This is a genomic window from Microbacterium sp. SY138, assembly GCF_039729145.1.
Lineage (GTDB): Bacteria > Actinomycetota > Actinomycetes > Actinomycetales > Microbacteriaceae > Microbacterium > Microbacterium maritypicum_A.
In genome coordinates, this window is sequence record NZ_CP155793.1 from 991,139 (window position 1) to 1,007,809 (window position 16,671).

At 69.1% G+C, this 16,671-nt stretch carries 12 protein-coding genes; 9 read left to right on the forward strand and 3 right to left on the reverse strand.

What is annotated here, in order from left to right; genetic code table 11:
* The first annotated feature begins 49 nt into the window (after positions 1-49).
* The gene (locus ABDC25_RS04670) at positions 50-1,738 is read left to right on the forward strand and encodes an ATP-binding cassette domain-containing protein (RefSeq protein ID WP_347125062.1); all 1,689 of its coding nucleotides are present in this window, start codon (positions 50-52) and stop codon (positions 1,736-1,738) included.
* Between the two features lie 13 nt (positions 1,739-1,751).
* Here the strand turns inward: ABDC25_RS04670 and ABDC25_RS04675 are convergent, their stop codons facing one another.
* Positions 1,752-2,837 (reverse strand): FAD-dependent oxidoreductase, encoded by a 1,086-nt coding sequence (locus tag ABDC25_RS04675; protein ID WP_347125064.1) that lies wholly within the window; start codon positions 2,835-2,837, stop codon positions 1,752-1,754.
* Positions 2,838-2,911: 74 nt separating this feature from the next.
* Here ABDC25_RS04675 and ABDC25_RS04680 point away from each other — a divergent pair, with 74 nt between their 5' ends.
* The 3 genes from ABDC25_RS04680 (at position 2,912) to ABDC25_RS04690 (ending at position 9,705) form a co-directional block, all read left to right on the forward strand.
* Positions 2,912-4,027, forward strand: coding sequence for a GuaB3 family IMP dehydrogenase-related protein (locus ABDC25_RS04680; protein ID WP_021198895.1), 1,116 nt, complete (start codon positions 2,912-2,914; stop codon positions 4,025-4,027).
* Positions 4,028-4,086: 59 nt separating this feature from the next.
* Positions 4,087-4,848 carry an SURF1 family cytochrome oxidase biogenesis protein gene (locus ABDC25_RS04685; RefSeq protein WP_347125933.1) on the forward strand — a complete coding sequence of 254 codons (762 nt, stop codon included), beginning with the start codon at positions 4,087-4,089 and terminating at the stop codon, positions 4,846-4,848.
* A 267-nt stretch (positions 4,849-5,115) separates the two neighbouring features.
* Entirely contained in the window at positions 5,116-9,705 is a 4,590-nt protein-coding gene (locus ABDC25_RS04690; protein ID WP_347125066.1) for an ExeM/NucH family extracellular endonuclease, read from the forward strand.
* Positions 9,706-9,775: 70 nt separating this feature from the next.
* Here the strand turns inward: ABDC25_RS04690 and ABDC25_RS04695 are convergent, their stop codons facing one another.
* Entirely contained in the window at positions 9,776-10,399 is a 624-nt protein-coding gene (locus ABDC25_RS04695; protein ID WP_029266983.1) for a glyoxalase, read from the reverse strand.
* Positions 10,400-10,519: 120 nt separating this feature from the next.
* Here ABDC25_RS04695 and ABDC25_RS04700 point away from each other — a divergent pair, with 120 nt between their 5' ends.
* Genes ABDC25_RS04700 through ABDC25_RS04710 form a run of 3 tightly spaced genes read left to right on the forward strand, consistent with a single transcriptional unit; the run spans position 10,520 to position 14,012 of the window.
* A complete protein-coding gene (locus ABDC25_RS04700; protein WP_021198891.1) occupies positions 10,520-11,032 on the forward strand; it encodes a DUF3817 domain-containing protein in 513 nt (170 codons plus the stop codon).
* Complete coding sequence (guaA, locus tag ABDC25_RS04705) at positions 11,029-12,615, forward strand: glutamine-hydrolyzing GMP synthase (RefSeq protein WP_021198890.1); 1,587 nt, start codon at positions 11,029-11,031, stop codon at positions 12,613-12,615. Before ABDC25_RS04700 ends, guaA begins: the two co-directional genes overlap by 4 nt.
* 8 nt (positions 12,616-12,623) lie before the next feature.
* Positions 12,624-14,012 carry a glycosyltransferase gene (locus tag ABDC25_RS04710; RefSeq protein ID WP_347125069.1) on the forward strand — a complete coding sequence of 463 codons (1,389 nt, stop codon included), beginning with the start codon at positions 12,624-12,626 and terminating at the stop codon, positions 14,010-14,012.
* 107 nt (positions 14,013-14,119) lie between these two features.
* Here the strand turns inward: ABDC25_RS04710 and ABDC25_RS04715 are convergent, their stop codons facing one another.
* Positions 14,120-14,785, reverse strand: coding sequence for a DNA alkylation repair protein (locus ABDC25_RS04715; RefSeq protein ID WP_021198888.1), 666 nt, complete (start codon positions 14,783-14,785; stop codon positions 14,120-14,122).
* A 130-nt stretch (positions 14,786-14,915) separates the two neighbouring features.
* Here ABDC25_RS04715 and ABDC25_RS04720 point away from each other — a divergent pair, with 130 nt between their 5' ends.
* Together ABDC25_RS04720 and ABDC25_RS04725 are read left to right on the forward strand one after the other, a co-directional pair.
* Positions 14,916-15,344, forward strand: a complete 429-nt coding sequence (locus ABDC25_RS04720; RefSeq protein ID WP_029258591.1) for a YciI family protein — start codon at positions 14,916-14,918, stop codon at positions 15,342-15,344.
* A gap of 24 nt (positions 15,345-15,368) precedes the next feature.
* The gene (locus ABDC25_RS04725) at positions 15,369-16,667 is read left to right on the forward strand and encodes an RNA polymerase sigma factor (RefSeq protein ID WP_347125071.1); all 1,299 of its coding nucleotides are present in this window, start codon (positions 15,369-15,371) and stop codon (positions 16,665-16,667) included.
* Positions 16,668-16,671: the final 4 nt, after the last annotated feature.

The following is a 16,671-nucleotide window of genomic DNA, read 5'->3' on the forward strand; positions in this document are numbered from 1 at the left end:
GATAGCCTGGTCGGCTCGGCATGCGCGGGCGGAAGGACGGCCACGCACCGTGGGCTCTATCGATGTATCCAGCGTCTCCTTGACGCTCCCCGACGGCAGACCTCTTCTCGACGAGGCGAGTTTTCGCGTCGGCGCCGGCTCGACGAGCGCGCTGATCGGCCCGAACGGCGCGGGCAAGACCACCCTGCTCCGCATCATCCGCGGCGATCAGACGGCCGATGACGGCGTGGTGACGATCGACGGCGGACTCGGCGTGATGGACCAGTTCGTCGGTCACGGTGAGGCGGGCGAGACCGTCCAGCAGCTCCTGGTGCGGGTCGCTCCTGCACGCATCCGCACGGCGGCCGAAGGGCTCGAGGCGGCGGAGAACGCGCTGATCGAACGCGATGAGCACGACACGCAGATGGCCTACGCGTCGGCGATCGCCGAGTATGCGGATGCCGGAGGCTACGAGCACGAGACCGTCTGGGACCAGTGCACGATCGCTGCCCTCGGGGTGCCGTACGAGCGGGCGCGGTATCGCGAGCTCACCACGCTCTCCGGGGGTGAGCAGAAGCGGCTCGCGCTCGAGGCGCTGCTGCGGGGGCCCGACGAGGTGCTGCTGCTCGACGAGCCGGACAACTACCTCGACGTGCCCACCAAGCGCTGGCTCGAGGAACAACTGCGTCAGACGCCCAAGACCGTGCTGCTGGTGTCGCACGACCGCGAGCTGCTCGCTCGTGCGGCCGATCGGCTCATCACCCTCGAACCCGGGGGAGCCGGCGCGACGGCCTGGGTGCACGGTGGCGGCTTCGGCACCTACCAGCAGGCGAGGATCGACCGGATGGACCGGCTCGACGAGCTGCGCCGGCGCTGGGACGAGCAGCACGAGAAGCTGCGCACCCTGGTGGCGAACCTCAAGGTGAAAGCCTCGGCGAACGACGGTTTCGCGTCGCGGTATCAGGCGGCGCAGACCCGTCTGCGCAAGTTCGAGGAAGCCGGCCCGCCTGAGGAGCGGCCGCCCGCGCAGGAGTTCGACATGCGACTGCGCGGCGCGCGCACGGGCAAGCGGGCGGTGGTCGCGCAGCGGCTGGAGCTGACCGGGCTCATGCGTCCGTTCGATGCCGAGGTCTGGTACGGCGACCGGGTCGCCGTGCTGGGCTCGAACGGATCGGGGAAGTCGCACTTCCTGCGGCTGTTGGCGCGCGGCGGCAGCGATCCCGATGCGACGCTCGGCCATGTCACCGCGACCGGCGAGCAGCTGAGCGCGGTGGAGCACACCGGCACAGCCGCACTCGGTGCGCGCGTGGTACCCGGCCTGTTCGCGCAGACGCATGCGCATCCGGAGTTCGTCGGACGCACGCTGCTCGAGATCCTGCACCGCGGCGACGATCGACGCGCCGGGATGCCGCGTGATGCCGCGAGCTCGGCGCTCGACCGGTACGGCCTCGTGCGGCAGGCTCAGCAGACGTTCGATTCGCTCTCGGGTGGACAGCAGGCGCGGTTCCAGGTGCTGCTGCTGGAGCTCTCCGGGGCGACGCTGCTACTGCTTGACGAGCCGACAGACAACCTCGACCTGGAGTCGGCCGAGGCGCTCGAACGGGCGCTCGCACGATTCGAGGGCACCGTGCTCGCCGTCACCCACGACCGCTGGTTCGCGCGGTCGTTCGACCGGTTCCTGGTGTTCGGATCGGACGGGGACGTGTACGAATCCGACGAGCCGGTGTGGGACGAGAAGCGGGTGGCGCGCACACGCTGACGTCCGGCGCGGATCAGGGCAACCGGAAGGGCGCAGCGGCGCGCGCGGTGGGATCTATCGTGAGGTCGGCGAGGATCCCGCGGACGCCCGGGGCGAACTTGAAGCCATGACCGGAGAATCCGGCGCCCACCACGATCCGGCCTCGGCGATCCAGCACGAACGTCCCGTCGTCGGTCGAGGTGTACGTGCAGCTGATCGGCACGGCGGATGCGGCGTCGAGCCCCGGCATCCACTCGCGCACGTAGTCCGCCAGCGCGCGTTGATGCGTGGGCAGGTGCGGTCGGGCGTCCGGGTCGACCTCATCTCCCACGCGGTGGAAACCCACCTTCACGCCTTCGCCGGGCGTCGGCATGCCGTAGACGGTGGCAGGGTATGCCGCGGGATCGACGTAGTGATTGAACGAGGGCCAGGTCGCGTCGGTCAGCGGCCGGAAGTGCGCCGGCGTCTCTTCGGTGACGGCGAGTCGCGGCAGGCCGAAGCGGGCGAGGAGCTTCTGCGTCCACGCGCCGGCGGTCACGATGACGACCTCCGCACGCAGCTGGCTGCCGTCGGCGAGATCGACCGCGGCGCCGTCCCGGTGCTCGTCGATGTGCGCGACCGGCATGTTCCAGCGCACCTCTGCGCCCCCGGCGACGATCCGCCGTTCCAGCTCGCGGAGTGTTTCCGTCGCGCGCACGACCCCGGCGTCGGAGGACCACAGCACGTCGCCGTCGAAGCGCATCCCCGGCCACCGGGCGCTCGCCTCGGCGGGGGAGAGTACCGCGCTCGGGATGCCGCGAGCGTCGAGCCCCGCGTGCACCGCGGCGAGGTCGGGGTGGCCATGGGTGACGAGTCCGTGCAGGCGCAGGAGCGGCTCGCCGTCGACGTCGCCCAGTGCATCCCACCCGGCGCGGGCGCGCACGAGCAGATCGAGGTAGTGATCCTCGTCGTACGCGTTGTTGAAGTTGCGGGTCGCCCCGTGCGAAGCGCCCTCATGATGGCCGCGTGCGAACCGGTCGACCACGACGGGACGACGTCCTCGTCGCACCAGCTCCCACGCCGTCGCCAGCCCCATCACGCCGCCGCCCACCACAACGACGTCCACGGTCTCGGTCCTCATGTCGTCCTCCCGGTCTCGGAGCCAGTCTTCCAGCACGGGCACGTCCGGCCGCCGGGTAGGCTGGTGGGGTGACCATGGAGATCGAGCTCGGCCGAGGAAAGCGTGCACGCCGCGCGTACACGTTCGATGACATCGCGGTGGTGCCCTCGCGGCGCACGCGTAACCCGGAGGACGTGTCCACCGCCTGGACGATCGACGCCTTCGGCTTCGAGATCCCGGTGCTCGGCGCGCCGATGGACTCGGTCGTGAGCCCGCAGACCGCGATCATGCTCGGTCAGCTCGGCGGACTCGGGGTCCTCGACCTCGAGGGCCTGTGGACGCGTTACGAGAACCCCGAGCCGCTGCTCGCGGAGATCGCGGGTCTCGACGATGCCGGGGCGACGGTGCGGATGCAGGAGCTGTACTCCGAGCCGATCAAGCCCGAGCTCATCACCCGTCGCCTCGCCGAGGTCCGCGAAGCGGGCGTCACGGTCGCAGGGTCCCTCACCCCGCAGCGCACTCAGGAGTACTACGACACCGTCGCCGCCGCCGGCGTCGACCTCTTCGTGATCCGCGGCACCACGGTGTCGGCCGAGCACGTGTCGAGTGTCGCAGAGCCCCTCAACCTCAAGAAGTTCATCTACGACCTCGACGTGCCCGTCATCGTCGGCGGTGCCGCGACCTACACCGCGGCCCTCCACCTGATGCGCACGGGCGCCGCCGGTGTGCTCGTCGGCTTCGGCGGGGGAGCGGCGTCGACCACGCGCGCCACCCTCGGCATCCACGCGCCGATGGCGACGGCAGTCTCCGACGTCGCCGCCGCTCGCCGTGACTACCTCGACGAGTCCGGCGGACGCTACGTGCACGTGATCGCCGACGGCGGCGTGGGCACCTCCGGCGACATCGTCAAGGCTCTCGCGATGGGCGCCGACGCGGTCATGCTCGGCGTCGCGCTCGCCCGTGCCACCGACGCACCGGGCCACGGTTTCCACTGGGGGCCCGAGGCGCATCACCCCAAGCTGCCGCGCGGCCACCGTGTCGAGGTCGGCGGCATCGGCACGCTCGAAGAGATCCTCTACGGCCCGGCGCCCGTGGCAGACGGCACCGCGAACCTCATCGGTGCGCTGCGCAAGTCGATGGCGACCACCGGATACTCCGACCTCAAGGAGTTCCAGCGGGTCGAGGTCGTGCTCGCACCGTACGAGGCCTGAGGGTCCTGCGCTCCACCGTGACCACTCCTGCTCTGTTCCCCCCGACTCTCCGCGAGGTCATGCTGCGGGGACGCTGGATCGGGATGCTCCTGCTCTGCCTCCTCGTCGCCGGGATCTTCGCCTGGCTCGGACAGTGGCAGCTGGAGCGCGCGATCGAGACCGATCCGCCCGCTCCCGGTGCCACCGAGCAGGTCCAGCAGCTCACCGACGTCCTCGAGCCGGGCGCCTATCTGCCCGAGCCGCTCGTGGGTCAGCGGGTCGAGACCACCGGCACCTGGGTTCCCGGGGACTTCATCGTGGTGTCGAGCCGCTTCAACGACGATGTCGAGGGCTACTGGGTCACCGGTCAGCTGCGGGTCGCCGAGCGCACCTCCATCGCCGTCGCGATCGGCTGGGCTCCCGATCAGCAGACGGCTGACGCGGCCGTGGAAGAACTGGAAGCCGGCGCCGACGGCTCCGAGGTCGAGGTCACCGGACGCATCATCTCGGACGAGGGTCCCCGTGTACCGCCGCACTCCGATCCGCAGCGGCTGGATCGCATGTCGCCGGCCGCGCTCCTCAGCCGTTGGCACGATGTCGAGGAACTCGACGTCTACCGTCCCTACCTCGCCTCGACCACGGCGACGGCAGGATTGGTCGACATCTCCTCGCCGGCACCCGATGAGATGTCTCCCGTCAACTGGCTCAACGTCTTCTACGCGGTCGAGTGGGCCATCTTCGCCGGCTTCGCGTTCTATCTCTGGTATCGCCTCGCGAAGGATGCCTGGGAGCGCGAGGTCGAGGAGTTCGAGGACGAGGCGCAGGGCGGCACCACCGCCTGATCTCACGCGCATCCGCGCGCGTTCATGTGCGCAATTGTGCGCCATCGTGTGTGGGTAGTGACCTTCGTCAGGGGTCGTTCCGGCCATCCGGTGATCGCTCGATGACGAATCGGAAAACTCCGTTGAGGATGTCCGGACCGCTCCGTATGCTCGCAACCATGTGAGCACGCTGGGAGTTTCCCCTGTGTGCCGTGACAGTCCTGAGAAGTGTCGAACCCGACCGAGGAGACCGCACCGATGATGTCCGCTCCAGACGAGGGGAACCGCATGGCTCCCGTCTCGCACCGTAGAAGTCGAGGGCGCATCGGCGCTCTCGCCGTGACCTGTGTCGCCGCGCTGAGCCTCGGCTCGCTGGCCGCCGTTCCCGCCACCGCCGACACCTCGGGCACAGGGGTGGTGATCAACGAGGCGTATCTCTCCGGCGGCAGCGCGGGAGCGGCGTTCAAGAACAAGTTCGTCGAGCTGTACAACCCCACCTCGGCTCCGATCACCCTCGACGGCATGTCGCTGCAGTACCGCTCGGCGAACGGGACGGCCGCGTTCAACGGCGTGGCTCCGCTCACCGGCGTCATCCCCGCCGGCGGCTACTACCTGGTGCAGGGCAACAGCAACGGCGCGAACGGTGCCGAGCTGCCCGCACCGGATGCCGTCAGCACCCTGACCCCGAGCGGGACCAACGGTACGCTCGCGCTCGTCGAGGGCACCGCGGCCGTGAGCCTCACGCCGGGCTCGGCCGTCGGCGTCGACGGCGTCGTCGACCTGCTGGGCTACGGCACCTCGAACACCTTCGAGGGCACGGCGGCCACCGCGCCCTCCGGCAACACCGACGTCAAGTCGCTCAACCGCACAGGCGGCGTCGACACCGACGTCAACAGCGCCGACTTCACGCTCTCGCCCACGATCACCCCGCAGAACTCCGGCGACACCGACCCTGGCACCGGTCCGGGCACGGATCCGACCACGGCCACCATCGCCGAGGTCCAGGGCACGACCGACGTCTCGCCGCTGAACGGGCAGACCGTGCAGGTCGAGGGCGTGGTCACTGCCGACTACCGCACCGGCGGCTACAAGGGCATCGTCATCCAGACCCAGGGCTCCGGCGGCGCGACCGACGCGACGCCCGGTGCCTCGGATGGCGTCTTCGTCTTCCTGAACGCGCTGAACCCGACCCTCGCGATCGGCGACCTCGTCTCGGTGACGGGCTCTGTGAGCGAGTACTTCGGACAGACGCAGATCAACCCGGCCGCGGCCGCCGACGTCTCCGTCGTCACGGCAGGCGTCGGTGTTCCCGCCGTCACACCGCTGCCCGCCGCGGTGCAGGGAGCCGACCGCGAGCAGTTCGAGAACATGTACGTGGCTCCGGAGGGGACCTACCGTCTCGCCTCCAGCCACCAGCTCTTCAACTTCGGCACGCTCTGGCTGAATGCCGGTGACGCACTCGCCGTGAAGAGCACCGAAACCACGCGTCCCGGTGCCGAGGCTGCCGCGATCGCCGCGGCGAACCGGGCGAACCGCATCCTGCTGGACGACGGCTGGTCGATCCAGGTGTCCAACAGCGGCCACCCCGGCGAGCAGCCCTACTTCACGAAGGACACGGTGGTCCGCAACGGCGACACCGTCGACTTCGGCGACAACGGCTACGTGCTGCAGTGGGGCTTCAACGATTGGCGCCTGCAGCCGGTCGTGCCGATCGACGACTCCTCGTCGGCCGACCTCAAGGTCGGCTTCGAGGCGACGAACCCGCGGACGGACAGCGCGCCGTCCGTGGGCGGCGACGTCCAGGTCGCGTCCTTCAACGTCTACAACTACTTCACGACGTTGAAGAGCGAGAACTCCAACGCCCGAGGTGCGGCGAACGCGGCGCAGTTCGCGATCCAGAAGTCCAAGATCGTCGCGGCGATCAACGGGCTCGACGCCGAGATCGTCTCGCTCATGGAGATCGAGAACTCGGTCAAGCTGGGCAAGCCCATCGACACCGCCCTCAAGGACCTCGTCGCCGGCCTCAACGCCGACGCCGGCAGCGACGTGTGGGGCTACGTGCCCACTCCCGCCGCCTTGAACAACGCGGCGACGACCGACTTCATCACCAACGCGATCATCTACAAGAAGGATGCGGTCAAGCGGGTCGGAGACAGCGTCACCGTCACCGACGAGACCGTGTGGGGCAACGCCCGCGAGCCGATCGCGCAGGCGTTCGACATCGACGGCCGCGTCGTCACCGTCGTCGCGAACCATCTGAAGTCGAAGTCGCCGCCCGAGGGAGCAGGAGCGGAGCCGGCCGACGGACAGGGCTTCTTCAACGCCGACCGCGTGAAGCAGGCGAACGCCATCCTCGCCTTCACCGACCAGCTCGAGCAGACGACCGGCAGCGGTGACATGCTGCTGATCGGCGACTTCAACGCCTATGGCAAGGAAGATCCGATCGACGTGTTCACCTCGAACGGGTGGAGCGACCTGGTCGCCGACAAGGCCTCCGGCCAGTACACGTACGCGTTCGACGGCGAGCTCGGCTCGCTCGACCACGTGATCGCGTCGCCGTCGCTCGCCTCGTCGATCACCGGTGCGGGCGTGTGGGGCATCAACTCCCCGGAATGGAGCGACCGCGGCTACGCGTTCGGCGCCACCGAGCAGGGAACGCCCTACCGCTCCAGCGACCACGACCCCATCATCGTCGGCGTCTCCTCGGAGATCCCGCCGGTGAGCATCGACGTCGTCACGGTCAACGACTTCCACGGTCGGATCGAGGCCGACGGCGCTGCGGCGGGTGCGGCGGTCCTGGCCGGTGCGGTCAAGCAGTTCCGTGAGGCGAACCCGAACACGATCTTCGCCGGTGCCGGCGACCTGATCGGCGCGTCGACGTTCACCTCGTTCATCAACGACGACAACCCCACGATCGACGCGCTCAACGCGGCCGGCCTCGACGTCAGTGCGGCGGGCAACCACGAGTTCGATCAGGGCTGGGAAGACCTGCGTGATCGCGTGCAGGAGCGCGCGGACTGGGAGTACATCTCCTCGAACGTGTTCGTCACCGAGACCGGCGAGCCCGCGCTCGCACCGGCCTGGGTGAAGGAGCTCGACGGCGTGCGGGTCGGCTTCGTCGGTGCGGTCACCGAAGACCTCGATTCGCTCGTCTCGCCCGAGGGCATCAAGGACCTCGAGGTCCGCAGCATCGTCGATTCCGTGAACGCGGTGGCCGACGACCTGCGCGACGGCGATGAGTCCAACGGCGAGGCGGATGTCGTCATCCTGCTCGTGCACGAAGGCGCGTCCAGCGTCGAGCTCTCCAGCATCACGCCGGACTCGCCCCTCGGCGAGATCGTCTACGGGGTCGATGACGACGTGGACGCCATCGTGTCGGCGCACACCCACCTCGCCTACAACCACGTGATCGACGGCCGCCCGGTCGTCTCCGCGGGGCAGTACGGCGAGAACCTGGGCCTGATGAACATCAAGGTCGACCCGAAGACGAAGGACCTGATCTCGATCACCAACGAGATCAAGCCCCTCACCGCTGCGGGCAAGCCGCTCTACCCGGCCGTCCCCGAGGTCGCGGACATCGTGGCCAAGGCGAAGGCCGAGGCCGATGTGCTGGGTGCGATCAAGGTCGGCGACATCACGGCCGACTTCAACCGCGCGCGTCAGACGAACGGATCCGAGAACCGCGGTGGCGAGTCCACCATCGGAAACTTCGTCGCCGATGTGCAGAAGTGGTCCACGGGCGCTGATGTGGCGATCATGAACCCAGGCGGCATCCGGGCGAACCTCACGTACGCGTCGGCCGGCGCGTCCGACCCCGACGGCAACGTCACCTACCGTGAGGCGGCGACGGTCCAGCCGTTCGCCAACACGCTCGTGACGCTGACGCTCACGGGGGCGCAGCTGAAGGGCGTGCTCGAGGAGCAGTGGCAGCCGGCAGGCTCGGCTCGTCCGTTCCTGAAGCTCGGAGTCTCGAAGGGATTGGTCTACACCTACGATCCCGCCGCAGCGCAGGGTTCGCGGATCACCTCGATCACCCTCGACGGTGCCCCGCTCGATCCGGCGAAGAACTACACGGTCGCCGCCAACTCGTTCCTCGCGGCCGGTGGAGACAACTTCTTCACCTTCAAGGAGGGCACGGGCAAGCGTGACACCGGCAAGGTCGACCTGCAGTCCATGGTCGACTGGTTCGACGCGAACAAGACCGCGAGCCCCGACTACGCCCAGCGCGCGGTCGGTGTGGCGGTCAGCCCCGCAGATGCCGACGGCTACAGCGCCGGCGACCAGGTGACCGTGTCGCTCTCCTCGCTGGCCTTCAGCGCGGGCGAACCGGCTCCGGGTGAGGTGTCGCTGTCGCTCGGCGGCACGCAGCTCGCGGCCGGTGCGGTCGACCCGGCGGTCGTCGACACCACCGACGAGGGCGGGCGCGCCAGCCTGACCTTCACGGTTCCGTCCGGTGTCTTCGGCGAGCAGGTGCTCACCGTGAACGTCGCCGGTACCGGAACCACGGTGCAGGTGCCGTTCACGATCGCGGGAGAAGCCGAGTTCGCCGGCACGATCGCCCTCGGCTCGTCCAAGGTGACCGCGGGCAAGAGCCTCAAGGTCACCGGTGAGGGCTACGTGCCCGGCGAGACCGTGTCGATCGAGCTGCGCCCGAAGAAGGGCAAGCCGGTGCAGGTCGGCACCGTCCAGGTCGGCGCCGACGGTACGTTCAGCACCTCGGTCACCGTGCCGAAGAGCGCCCCGTCGGGCAAGTACACCGTGGCGGCGTCGCAGGCCGATGGAGACGCGGCGACCGCCACGGTCACCGTCAACCGTGCCGGCGGCATCATCGGTGCGATCCTCGACTGGCTCTGGGAGTTGCTGACCCGGTGGTTCTGATCGGGTAGGGGATGACACAGGCGAAGGCCGTCGGGACTCTCCCGGCGGCCTTCGCCACGTCGTCCGGGATTCAGGCGTCGACTGCGACGGGAGCCCACACGAATCCGTCGGGGTCGACCGCAGCGCCGAGCACGCCGTTGACCGTGATCCGATGCGAGCCGGATCCTTCGGCGGGCACGCCCGCGTCCTTCGCGAGGGATGCGTGCCGGTACAGGCCGAGGCCGATCGGGCCGGCTCCGGTGTCGAACTGCACATAGCTGCGGCCGAAGCTCTTGCCGACCGGGATGCCGCGCTCCGTGTAGAAGGTCTTCGATGCGACGACGTCGTCCGCTCCGAGCAGGAGGATGATCTCGTCGACCGTCCGGCTCGGGGGAGCGGTGTCCTTCTTCGCCGAGGTCGCGACCTTCCATATAGCGCCGTCCGGGGCCTGGATCGTGCCGCCGACGCCCCACAGCGACTTCGACACGGGCTTGATCACCGTGGCGCCGGCGGTGACCGCGGCATCCACGAGTGCACGCACATTCGCAGGCTGGGAGACGACGAGCGACAGGGTGTAGCCGCGGAAGCCGGTGGTGTCGGCATCCGCGGTGCGGAATCGCAGGCGATCGCCGAGGTCGAACGCGTGCGCGTAGAACGAGCGGGCGGCGTCCACGTCGGGGACGTCGAGGGTGAGGGAATCGATCGTGGTGTTCATGTCGACGACGCTACGAGCGCGTCTTCCCGCGTGCTTCTCGATTCCTGACCGATGCGCAGCGCTCTCTCCGCACGATGGTGCCCGGATTCGACACGATTTCCCGGCGGCTAGACTGGACGCATGCCCGAACCGAAAGTCGCCAGCTTTCCGGCGATCCGCGGTGCGCTGAAGTTCTACCAGATCGCGTCGATCATCACAGGAGTCATGCTGCTCCTGCTGCTGACCGAGATGGTGCTCAAGTACACGCCGATCCACCTCGAGCTCTTCATGGGAGGCTCCGGAGGACCGCTCTGGTTCGCCGGCGTGCTCGCCGGGCCCGACTGCCAGTGGTGGTCGCTGTTCGCCCCGATGACCAACTCCTGCGAGATGACCTCGCTGGGCGACGGATTCAACCTGTCGCTGTTCATCCTCGTGGCGCACGGTTGGTTCTACGTCGTCTACCTCTTCGCGTGCTTCCGCATGTGGAGCCTGATGCGCTGGCGGTTCCCGCGCTTCATCCTGCTCGCGCTCGGCGGCGTCGTGCCGCTGCTGTCGTTCTTCATGGAGGCCGTCGTCGCCCGTGAAGTCAAGACCTATCTCGCCACCAGAGAGGCCGCCGAGGCCTCCGCCCCCGCCCCGGAAGGTGTCCGTTGACCGAACAGTCCGAGACCCAGCAGCGTCCTGCGCTCGTCGTCGACTTCGGCGCGCAGTACGCGCAGCTGATCGCCCGCCGCGTCCGCGAGGCGGGTGTGTACAGCGAGATCGTGCCGCACACCGCCACGGCTGAGGAGATCGCCGCCAAGAACCCGGTCGCGATCATCCTCTCCGGAGGCCCCTCGTCGGTGTACGAGGAGGGAGCGCCGAAGCTGGACCCGGCGGTCTTCGACCTCGGGGTGCCGACCCTCGGCATCTGCTACGGCTTCCAGTACATGGCCCAGACGCTGGGCGGCGAGGTCGCGAACACCGGTCTGCGCGAGTACGGCGCCACGGATGCCGTGATCACCGGCGACGGCGGGACGCTGCTCGGCGGTCAGCCGGCCGAGCAGAACGTCTGGATGAGCCACGGCGACCAGGTCGCCAAGGCCCCCGAGGGCTTCGACGTGCTCGCGACGACGGATGCGACCAAGGTCGCGGCGTTCGCGAACGAGGAGCGCGGCTTCTACGGCGTGCAGTGGCACCCCGAGGTCAAGCACTCGGACCACGGTCAGCGCGTGCTCGAGAACTTCCTGCACAAGGGCGCGGGCCTCGCGTCCGACTGGAACAGCGGCAACGTGATCGCCGAGCAGATCGAGCGCATCCGCGAGCAGGTGGGCGACGCTCGGGTCATCTCCGCGCTCTCCGGCGGTGTCGACTCCGCCGTCTCCACGGCACTGGTGCACAAGGCCATCGGCGACCAGCTCACCGCGGTCTTCGTCGATCACGGCCTCCTCCGCAAGGGCGAGCGCGAGCAGGTCGAGAAGGATTACGTCGAGTCCACCGGCGTGCGTCTGATCACGGTCGACGCGGCAGAGACCTTCCTCGGCCACCTCCAGGGGGTGACCGACCCGGAAGAGAAGCGCAAGATCATCGGACGCGAGTTCATCCGTGCGTTCGAGAAGGTGCAGCTCGACCTGGTCGCCGAGGCCAAGGCTTCGGGCGGCGCTCCCGTGAAGTTCCTCGTGCAGGGCACGCTCTACCCCGACGTCGTCGAGTCCGGCGGTGGTGCGGGCACGGCGAACATCAAGTCGCACCACAACGTGGGCGGCCTTCCCGACGACCTCGACTTCGAGCTGATCGAGCCGCTGCGCGCCCTGTTCAAGGACGAGGTCCGCGCGATCGGTCGCGAGCTCGGCATCCCCGAGGCGATCGTCGGACGCCAGCCGTTTCCGGGGCCCGGCCTCGGTATCCGGATCATCGGTGAGGTCACCGCTGACCGTCTCGAGATTCTGCGTGAGGCCGACGCCATCGCCCGCGAGGAGCTGACCAAGGCCGGCCTCGACCAGGAGATCTGGCAGTGCCCCGTCGTGCTGCTCGCCGACGTGCGCTCGGTGGGTGTGCAGGGCGACGGCCGCACCTACGGCCACCCGATCGTGCTGCGCCCGGTGTCGAGCGAAGACGCCATGACCGCCGACTGGACGCGTCTGCCGTATGACGTGCTGTCGAAGATCTCGAACCGCATCACGAACGGCGTGCGCGACGTCAACCGCGTCGTGCTCGATGTCACGTCGAAGCCGCCGGGAACGATCGAGTGGGAGTAGGGAGCGCCATGCTCCCCGGTGCGGCGCCGGTGCTTCCCGACGCCGAGTACGTGGTGCTGTCCAGTCGGTTGATCCCGGGCATGGACGGCGGCTACACGATCGCGACGCTCACACGTGCCCGGCAGCTCGCCGAGGCCGGGGTCGCGGAGGGGGCGGGTCCGCAGCTGCTCACGTTCGACCCGGGAACGGCTGCCGATCATGCCGCGCAACGTCGGACGTTCGCGGAGCAGGGGGCGCTCGTCGACCCCTCACGCATGCGCAACCTGTTCGACGAGGCCACGGATTCCGGTGGGGGAGCGGCCGATTGGCTGCGCGCTGCCGCCGACCCCGCGGTGACCGCCGACCCCGACGTCGAGTACCGCGTGCTGACGGATGTCGACGGCCGGCCGTTCGCCGCGCTACCGATCATCCCCGGCAATCCGGACTGGCATCTGACCGAGGAACCCGTTCTCGTCCACGACGCCGCAGGCGAGGTGGTCGGGGCGCTGCACGGGTTCCGCGGGCTCTACCGGGCCTGGCTCGAGCACGTCGCGGACGCGTTCGGTGATCGTCTCATCGTCGTGATCTGCGAATCCCGGCAGCTCGGCGAGCTCATCGCCGACTGGTCCGATCCGCGTGTGCGCATCGTCCACCCGATCCACACCATGCACATGGAGGCGCCGTACACCCCGGATGCTCCGATGAACACGCTCTGGACGCGCTGGTTCCGGCTGACCGACCGTTTCGACGCCGTCATCTGGCCGACCACCACCCAGCGCGACGATGTCGTGGCGCGTTTCGGCTCCGCGGCTTCTCATGTCGTGGTGCCGAACCCGATCGCCCCGGTGGAGCATCGGGACGACCTCCGCGAAGACGGGCTCGTCGTCGTGCTCGGTCGTCTCGCGCCAGGCAAGCGCATCGATCAGGCGATCCGGGCGTTCCTCGCCGCGGACGTCGCCGGAACCCGGATGGAGATCTGGGGCGGCGGGCCCGAAGAGGATCGGCTGCGCGCGCTGATCGAGGAGCTCGGCGCGGGGGACCGCGTGCTGCTCGCGGGTTACACCGATTCGCCCGGCACCGTGCTCGATCGGGCGTCGATGATCGTCACGGCCACCGCCTTCGAGGGCCAGCCGTTGTCGATCGTCGAGGCACTCCTGCATGGGACCCCTGTCGTGTCATACGACGCCCGCTACGGCATCCGTGACGTGCTGGAACAGGGCGGTGGCGTCCTGGTCCCGAGCGGCGACGTCGAGGCGCTGGGCGAGGCGATCCGCGCGCTGCTGACCGACCCCGATCGGCTCGCGGCGCTGAGCGCCGAGGCCCCGTCGGTTGCTGCGGCCTGGAGCCCGCAGCGTTCGCTCGACGCCCTGACCGCGGCGATCGCCGACGTCGCCGCGCGCCCGTCCCGTCGCGTCTGACCGGGTCGCCTGACCGCGTCGCCTGACCGCTCCGGCTGACCGCTCCGGTCGCACTTTCTGTCGCCTCACGGCGGCCCGCGCGGCAGGAACTGCGACCGGAGCGTGATCTAGAGCAGCTTGAGCGCCTCGCGGCGGGAGAGCGGCGACAGCTCGTGCGACTCGACGAAGGCTCGCACCCACGCCGGGTCGGTCTTGCCGAGCTCGCGCAGCGCCCAGCCGATGGCCTTGCGGATGAAGAACTCGGTGTCGGCGAGGTTCGGTTCGATCACAGTGGCGAGCAGCTCGCGATCGGTGGCACCTCTGCGTCCGAGCTGGGAGATGATGCTCGCCCGGCGCACCCAGAAGTCGTCGTCGCGCGACCACGTCCGCAGCACCGGCGTCATCTCGGCAGGGTGCGCATCGAGCGTCTCGGTGAGCCGATGCGAGACCTCGTCGACGTGATCCCACCACGCTCCTGTGCGGATCATCTCCTCATGCACATCGAGCATGTCGAGTCGGGCTCGCACCGGACGCAGAGCCATCAGAGCACTGGCGGCGTAGCGCTCCTCGCGAAATGCCGCCTCCCGCCACAGCACGAGTGCCGTACCGCGCAACACCGCCGTGTCCGTCACCTCGCGCGCGAGCCCACGCGTCACGGCTCGCACCCCGGGAACACGTACGCCGAGGAAGGGCAGCGCCGACTTCATGTACGCCTGCTGCGCGGGTGCCAGCTCCGGATCGGCCTCATCACGGAGCGCGGATCGGATGCTCTGCACGAGGTCTGCGGCGGTCACGGGAGCGAGTCTACGACCGCCCCGAGAAGTTCTTCAGAGAGAATTCCGAGATGATGTCGATCCGGGCCGTTCCCGTTCGACGTCATTGATGAGAGGGTCGAGAGACGGCCCTTCGAACAAGGAGAACATCATGAAGTTCATGCTCATCATGCGCGCGACCGACGAGGCCGTCGAGGCCTACAAGGACATGCCCTTCGAGCAGGTCATCGAGGCCATGGGCAAGTACAACGAGTCGATGATCAAGGCCGGAGTGCTCGTCGCGGGCGAGGGCCTGACCGATGCGGCCGAGGGTTTCGTGGTCGACTTCAGCACCGAGAAGCCGCTCATCACCGACGGCCCCTACGGCGAGACGAAGGAGTTGTTCAACGGCTTCTGGATCATCGAGGTCCCCACGCGCGAAGAGGCGGCGGAGTGGGCCAGCCGTGCGCCTCTCGGACGTGGGTCGTACCTCGAGGTGCGTCGCGTGACCGGCGTCGAGGACTTCCCGGCGGACAACGAGTGGATCCAGAAGGAAGAGGGCTGGCGCGAGGAAGCAGCTCAGCGCGCGGCACGGCAGTGATGGCACAGCAGTGACGGCACAGCAGTGACGGACTCTTCCCCACACAGCGAGACGGCGCGTTCCGCTCCCGATACCGGGTCTGCCGAGCGCGCCGTCGCCGCCGTGTGGCGCATCGAGTCCGCCCGCATCGTCGGAGCTCTGACGCGTATGGTCGGTGACTTCGGCCTCGCGGAGGACCTGGCTCAGGAGGCGCTGGTGGATGCGTTGCGGCAGTGGCCGGTCGACGGCGTCCCGCGCAAGGCCGGGGCCTGGCTGACCGCGGTCGCGAAACGCAAGGCCATCGATCGGTGGCGTCGACAGGAGCGTCTGGACGGGCGGGTCGCCCTTCTCGCACACGACCTGGAGCAGGAGCAGCGGGAGGGGCGAGACCTGCTGTGGGATCCGGACGCCGTCGATGATGACGTGCTGCGCCTGATCTTCATCTCCTGCCACCCTGTGCTCTCGAAAGAGGCGCAGGTCGCCCTGACGCTGCGGGTGGTGGGTGGGCTTTCCAGCGAGGAGATCGCCCGCGCGTTCCTCGTGCCGACCGCCACCGTGCAGCAGCGCATCGTGCGGGCGAAGAAGACGCTCTCCGCCGCCAACGTCCCGTTCGAGGTGCCTTCCCGCGAGGAGCGTGCGCCGCGCATCGGTGCGATCCTCGGCGTGCTGTATCTGATCTTCAACGAGGCCCACGCCGCGAGCAGCGGGCCCGACTGGATGCGCCCCGAGCTGAGTGACGAGGCCATCCGTCTCGGGCGCGTGCTCGCCGCGCTGATGCCGCAGGAACCCGAGGTGCACGGCCTGCTGGCGCTGATGGAGCTGACGGCCGCGCGATTCGGGGCGCGCGTTGATCGACACGGCGACCCGGTGCTGCTTGCCGATCAGGACCGTCGGCGCTGGGATCGTGGCCGCATCTCGCGTGGACGTGCATCGCTGGCGACCGCCGATGCTCTCGGACGCGGGCGCGGTGCCTATGGGCTGCAGGCGGCGATCGCCGAGTGCCATGCCGTGGCGGCGTCTGTCGAGGAGACCGACTGGGAACGGATCGTGCTGCTCTACGAGGCGCTCGGGCGGCTCGCTCCGTCGCCGGTGGTCGAGCTCAACCGAGCGGCTGCGGTGGCGATGGGGACCGGGCCGGCGTCCGCTCTGCTCATCATCGACCAGCTGTCGAGTTCGGGCGCCTTGCGCGGCTACCACCTGCTGCCCGCGACGCGCGGCGAACTGTTGCGTCGGCTCGGGCGCGAGGAGGAAGCCCGGAGCGAGTTCACCGTCGCCGCCGGACTCGCCGGCAATGATCGGGAGAGATCGCTGCTGGAGCGGAAGGCACGAGGGGCACAGAAATGACCCG

What these genes read in the sequence shown, in the direction of transcription:
- ABDC25_RS04720 (WP_029258591.1), top strand. Translation starts at nt 14,916, where the DNA reads ATGAAGTTCATGCTCATCATGCGCGCGACCGACGAGGCCGTCGAGGCC.
- ABDC25_RS04685 (WP_347125933.1), top strand. Translation starts at nt 4,087, where the DNA reads ATGCTGCGGGGACGCTGGATCGGGATGCTCCTGCTCTGCCTCCTCGTC.
- ABDC25_RS04695 (WP_029266983.1), bottom strand. Translation starts at nt 10,399, where the DNA reads ATGAACACCACGATCGATTCCCTCACCCTCGACGTCCCCGACGTGGAC.
- ABDC25_RS04690 (WP_347125066.1), top strand. Translation starts at nt 5,116, where the DNA reads ATGGCTCCCGTCTCGCACCGTAGAAGTCGAGGGCGCATCGGCGCTCTC.
- ABDC25_RS04710 (WP_347125069.1), top strand. Translation starts at nt 12,624, where the DNA reads ATGCTCCCCGGTGCGGCGCCGGTGCTTCCCGACGCCGAGTACGTGGTG.
- ABDC25_RS04675 (WP_347125064.1), bottom strand. Translation starts at nt 2,837, where the DNA reads ATGAGGACCGAGACCGTGGACGTCGTTGTGGTGGGCGGCGGCGTGATG.
- ABDC25_RS04700 (WP_021198891.1), top strand. Translation starts at nt 10,520, where the DNA reads ATGCCCGAACCGAAAGTCGCCAGCTTTCCGGCGATCCGCGGTGCGCTG.
- ABDC25_RS04680 (WP_021198895.1), top strand. Translation starts at nt 2,912, where the DNA reads ATGGAGATCGAGCTCGGCCGAGGAAAGCGTGCACGCCGCGCGTACACG.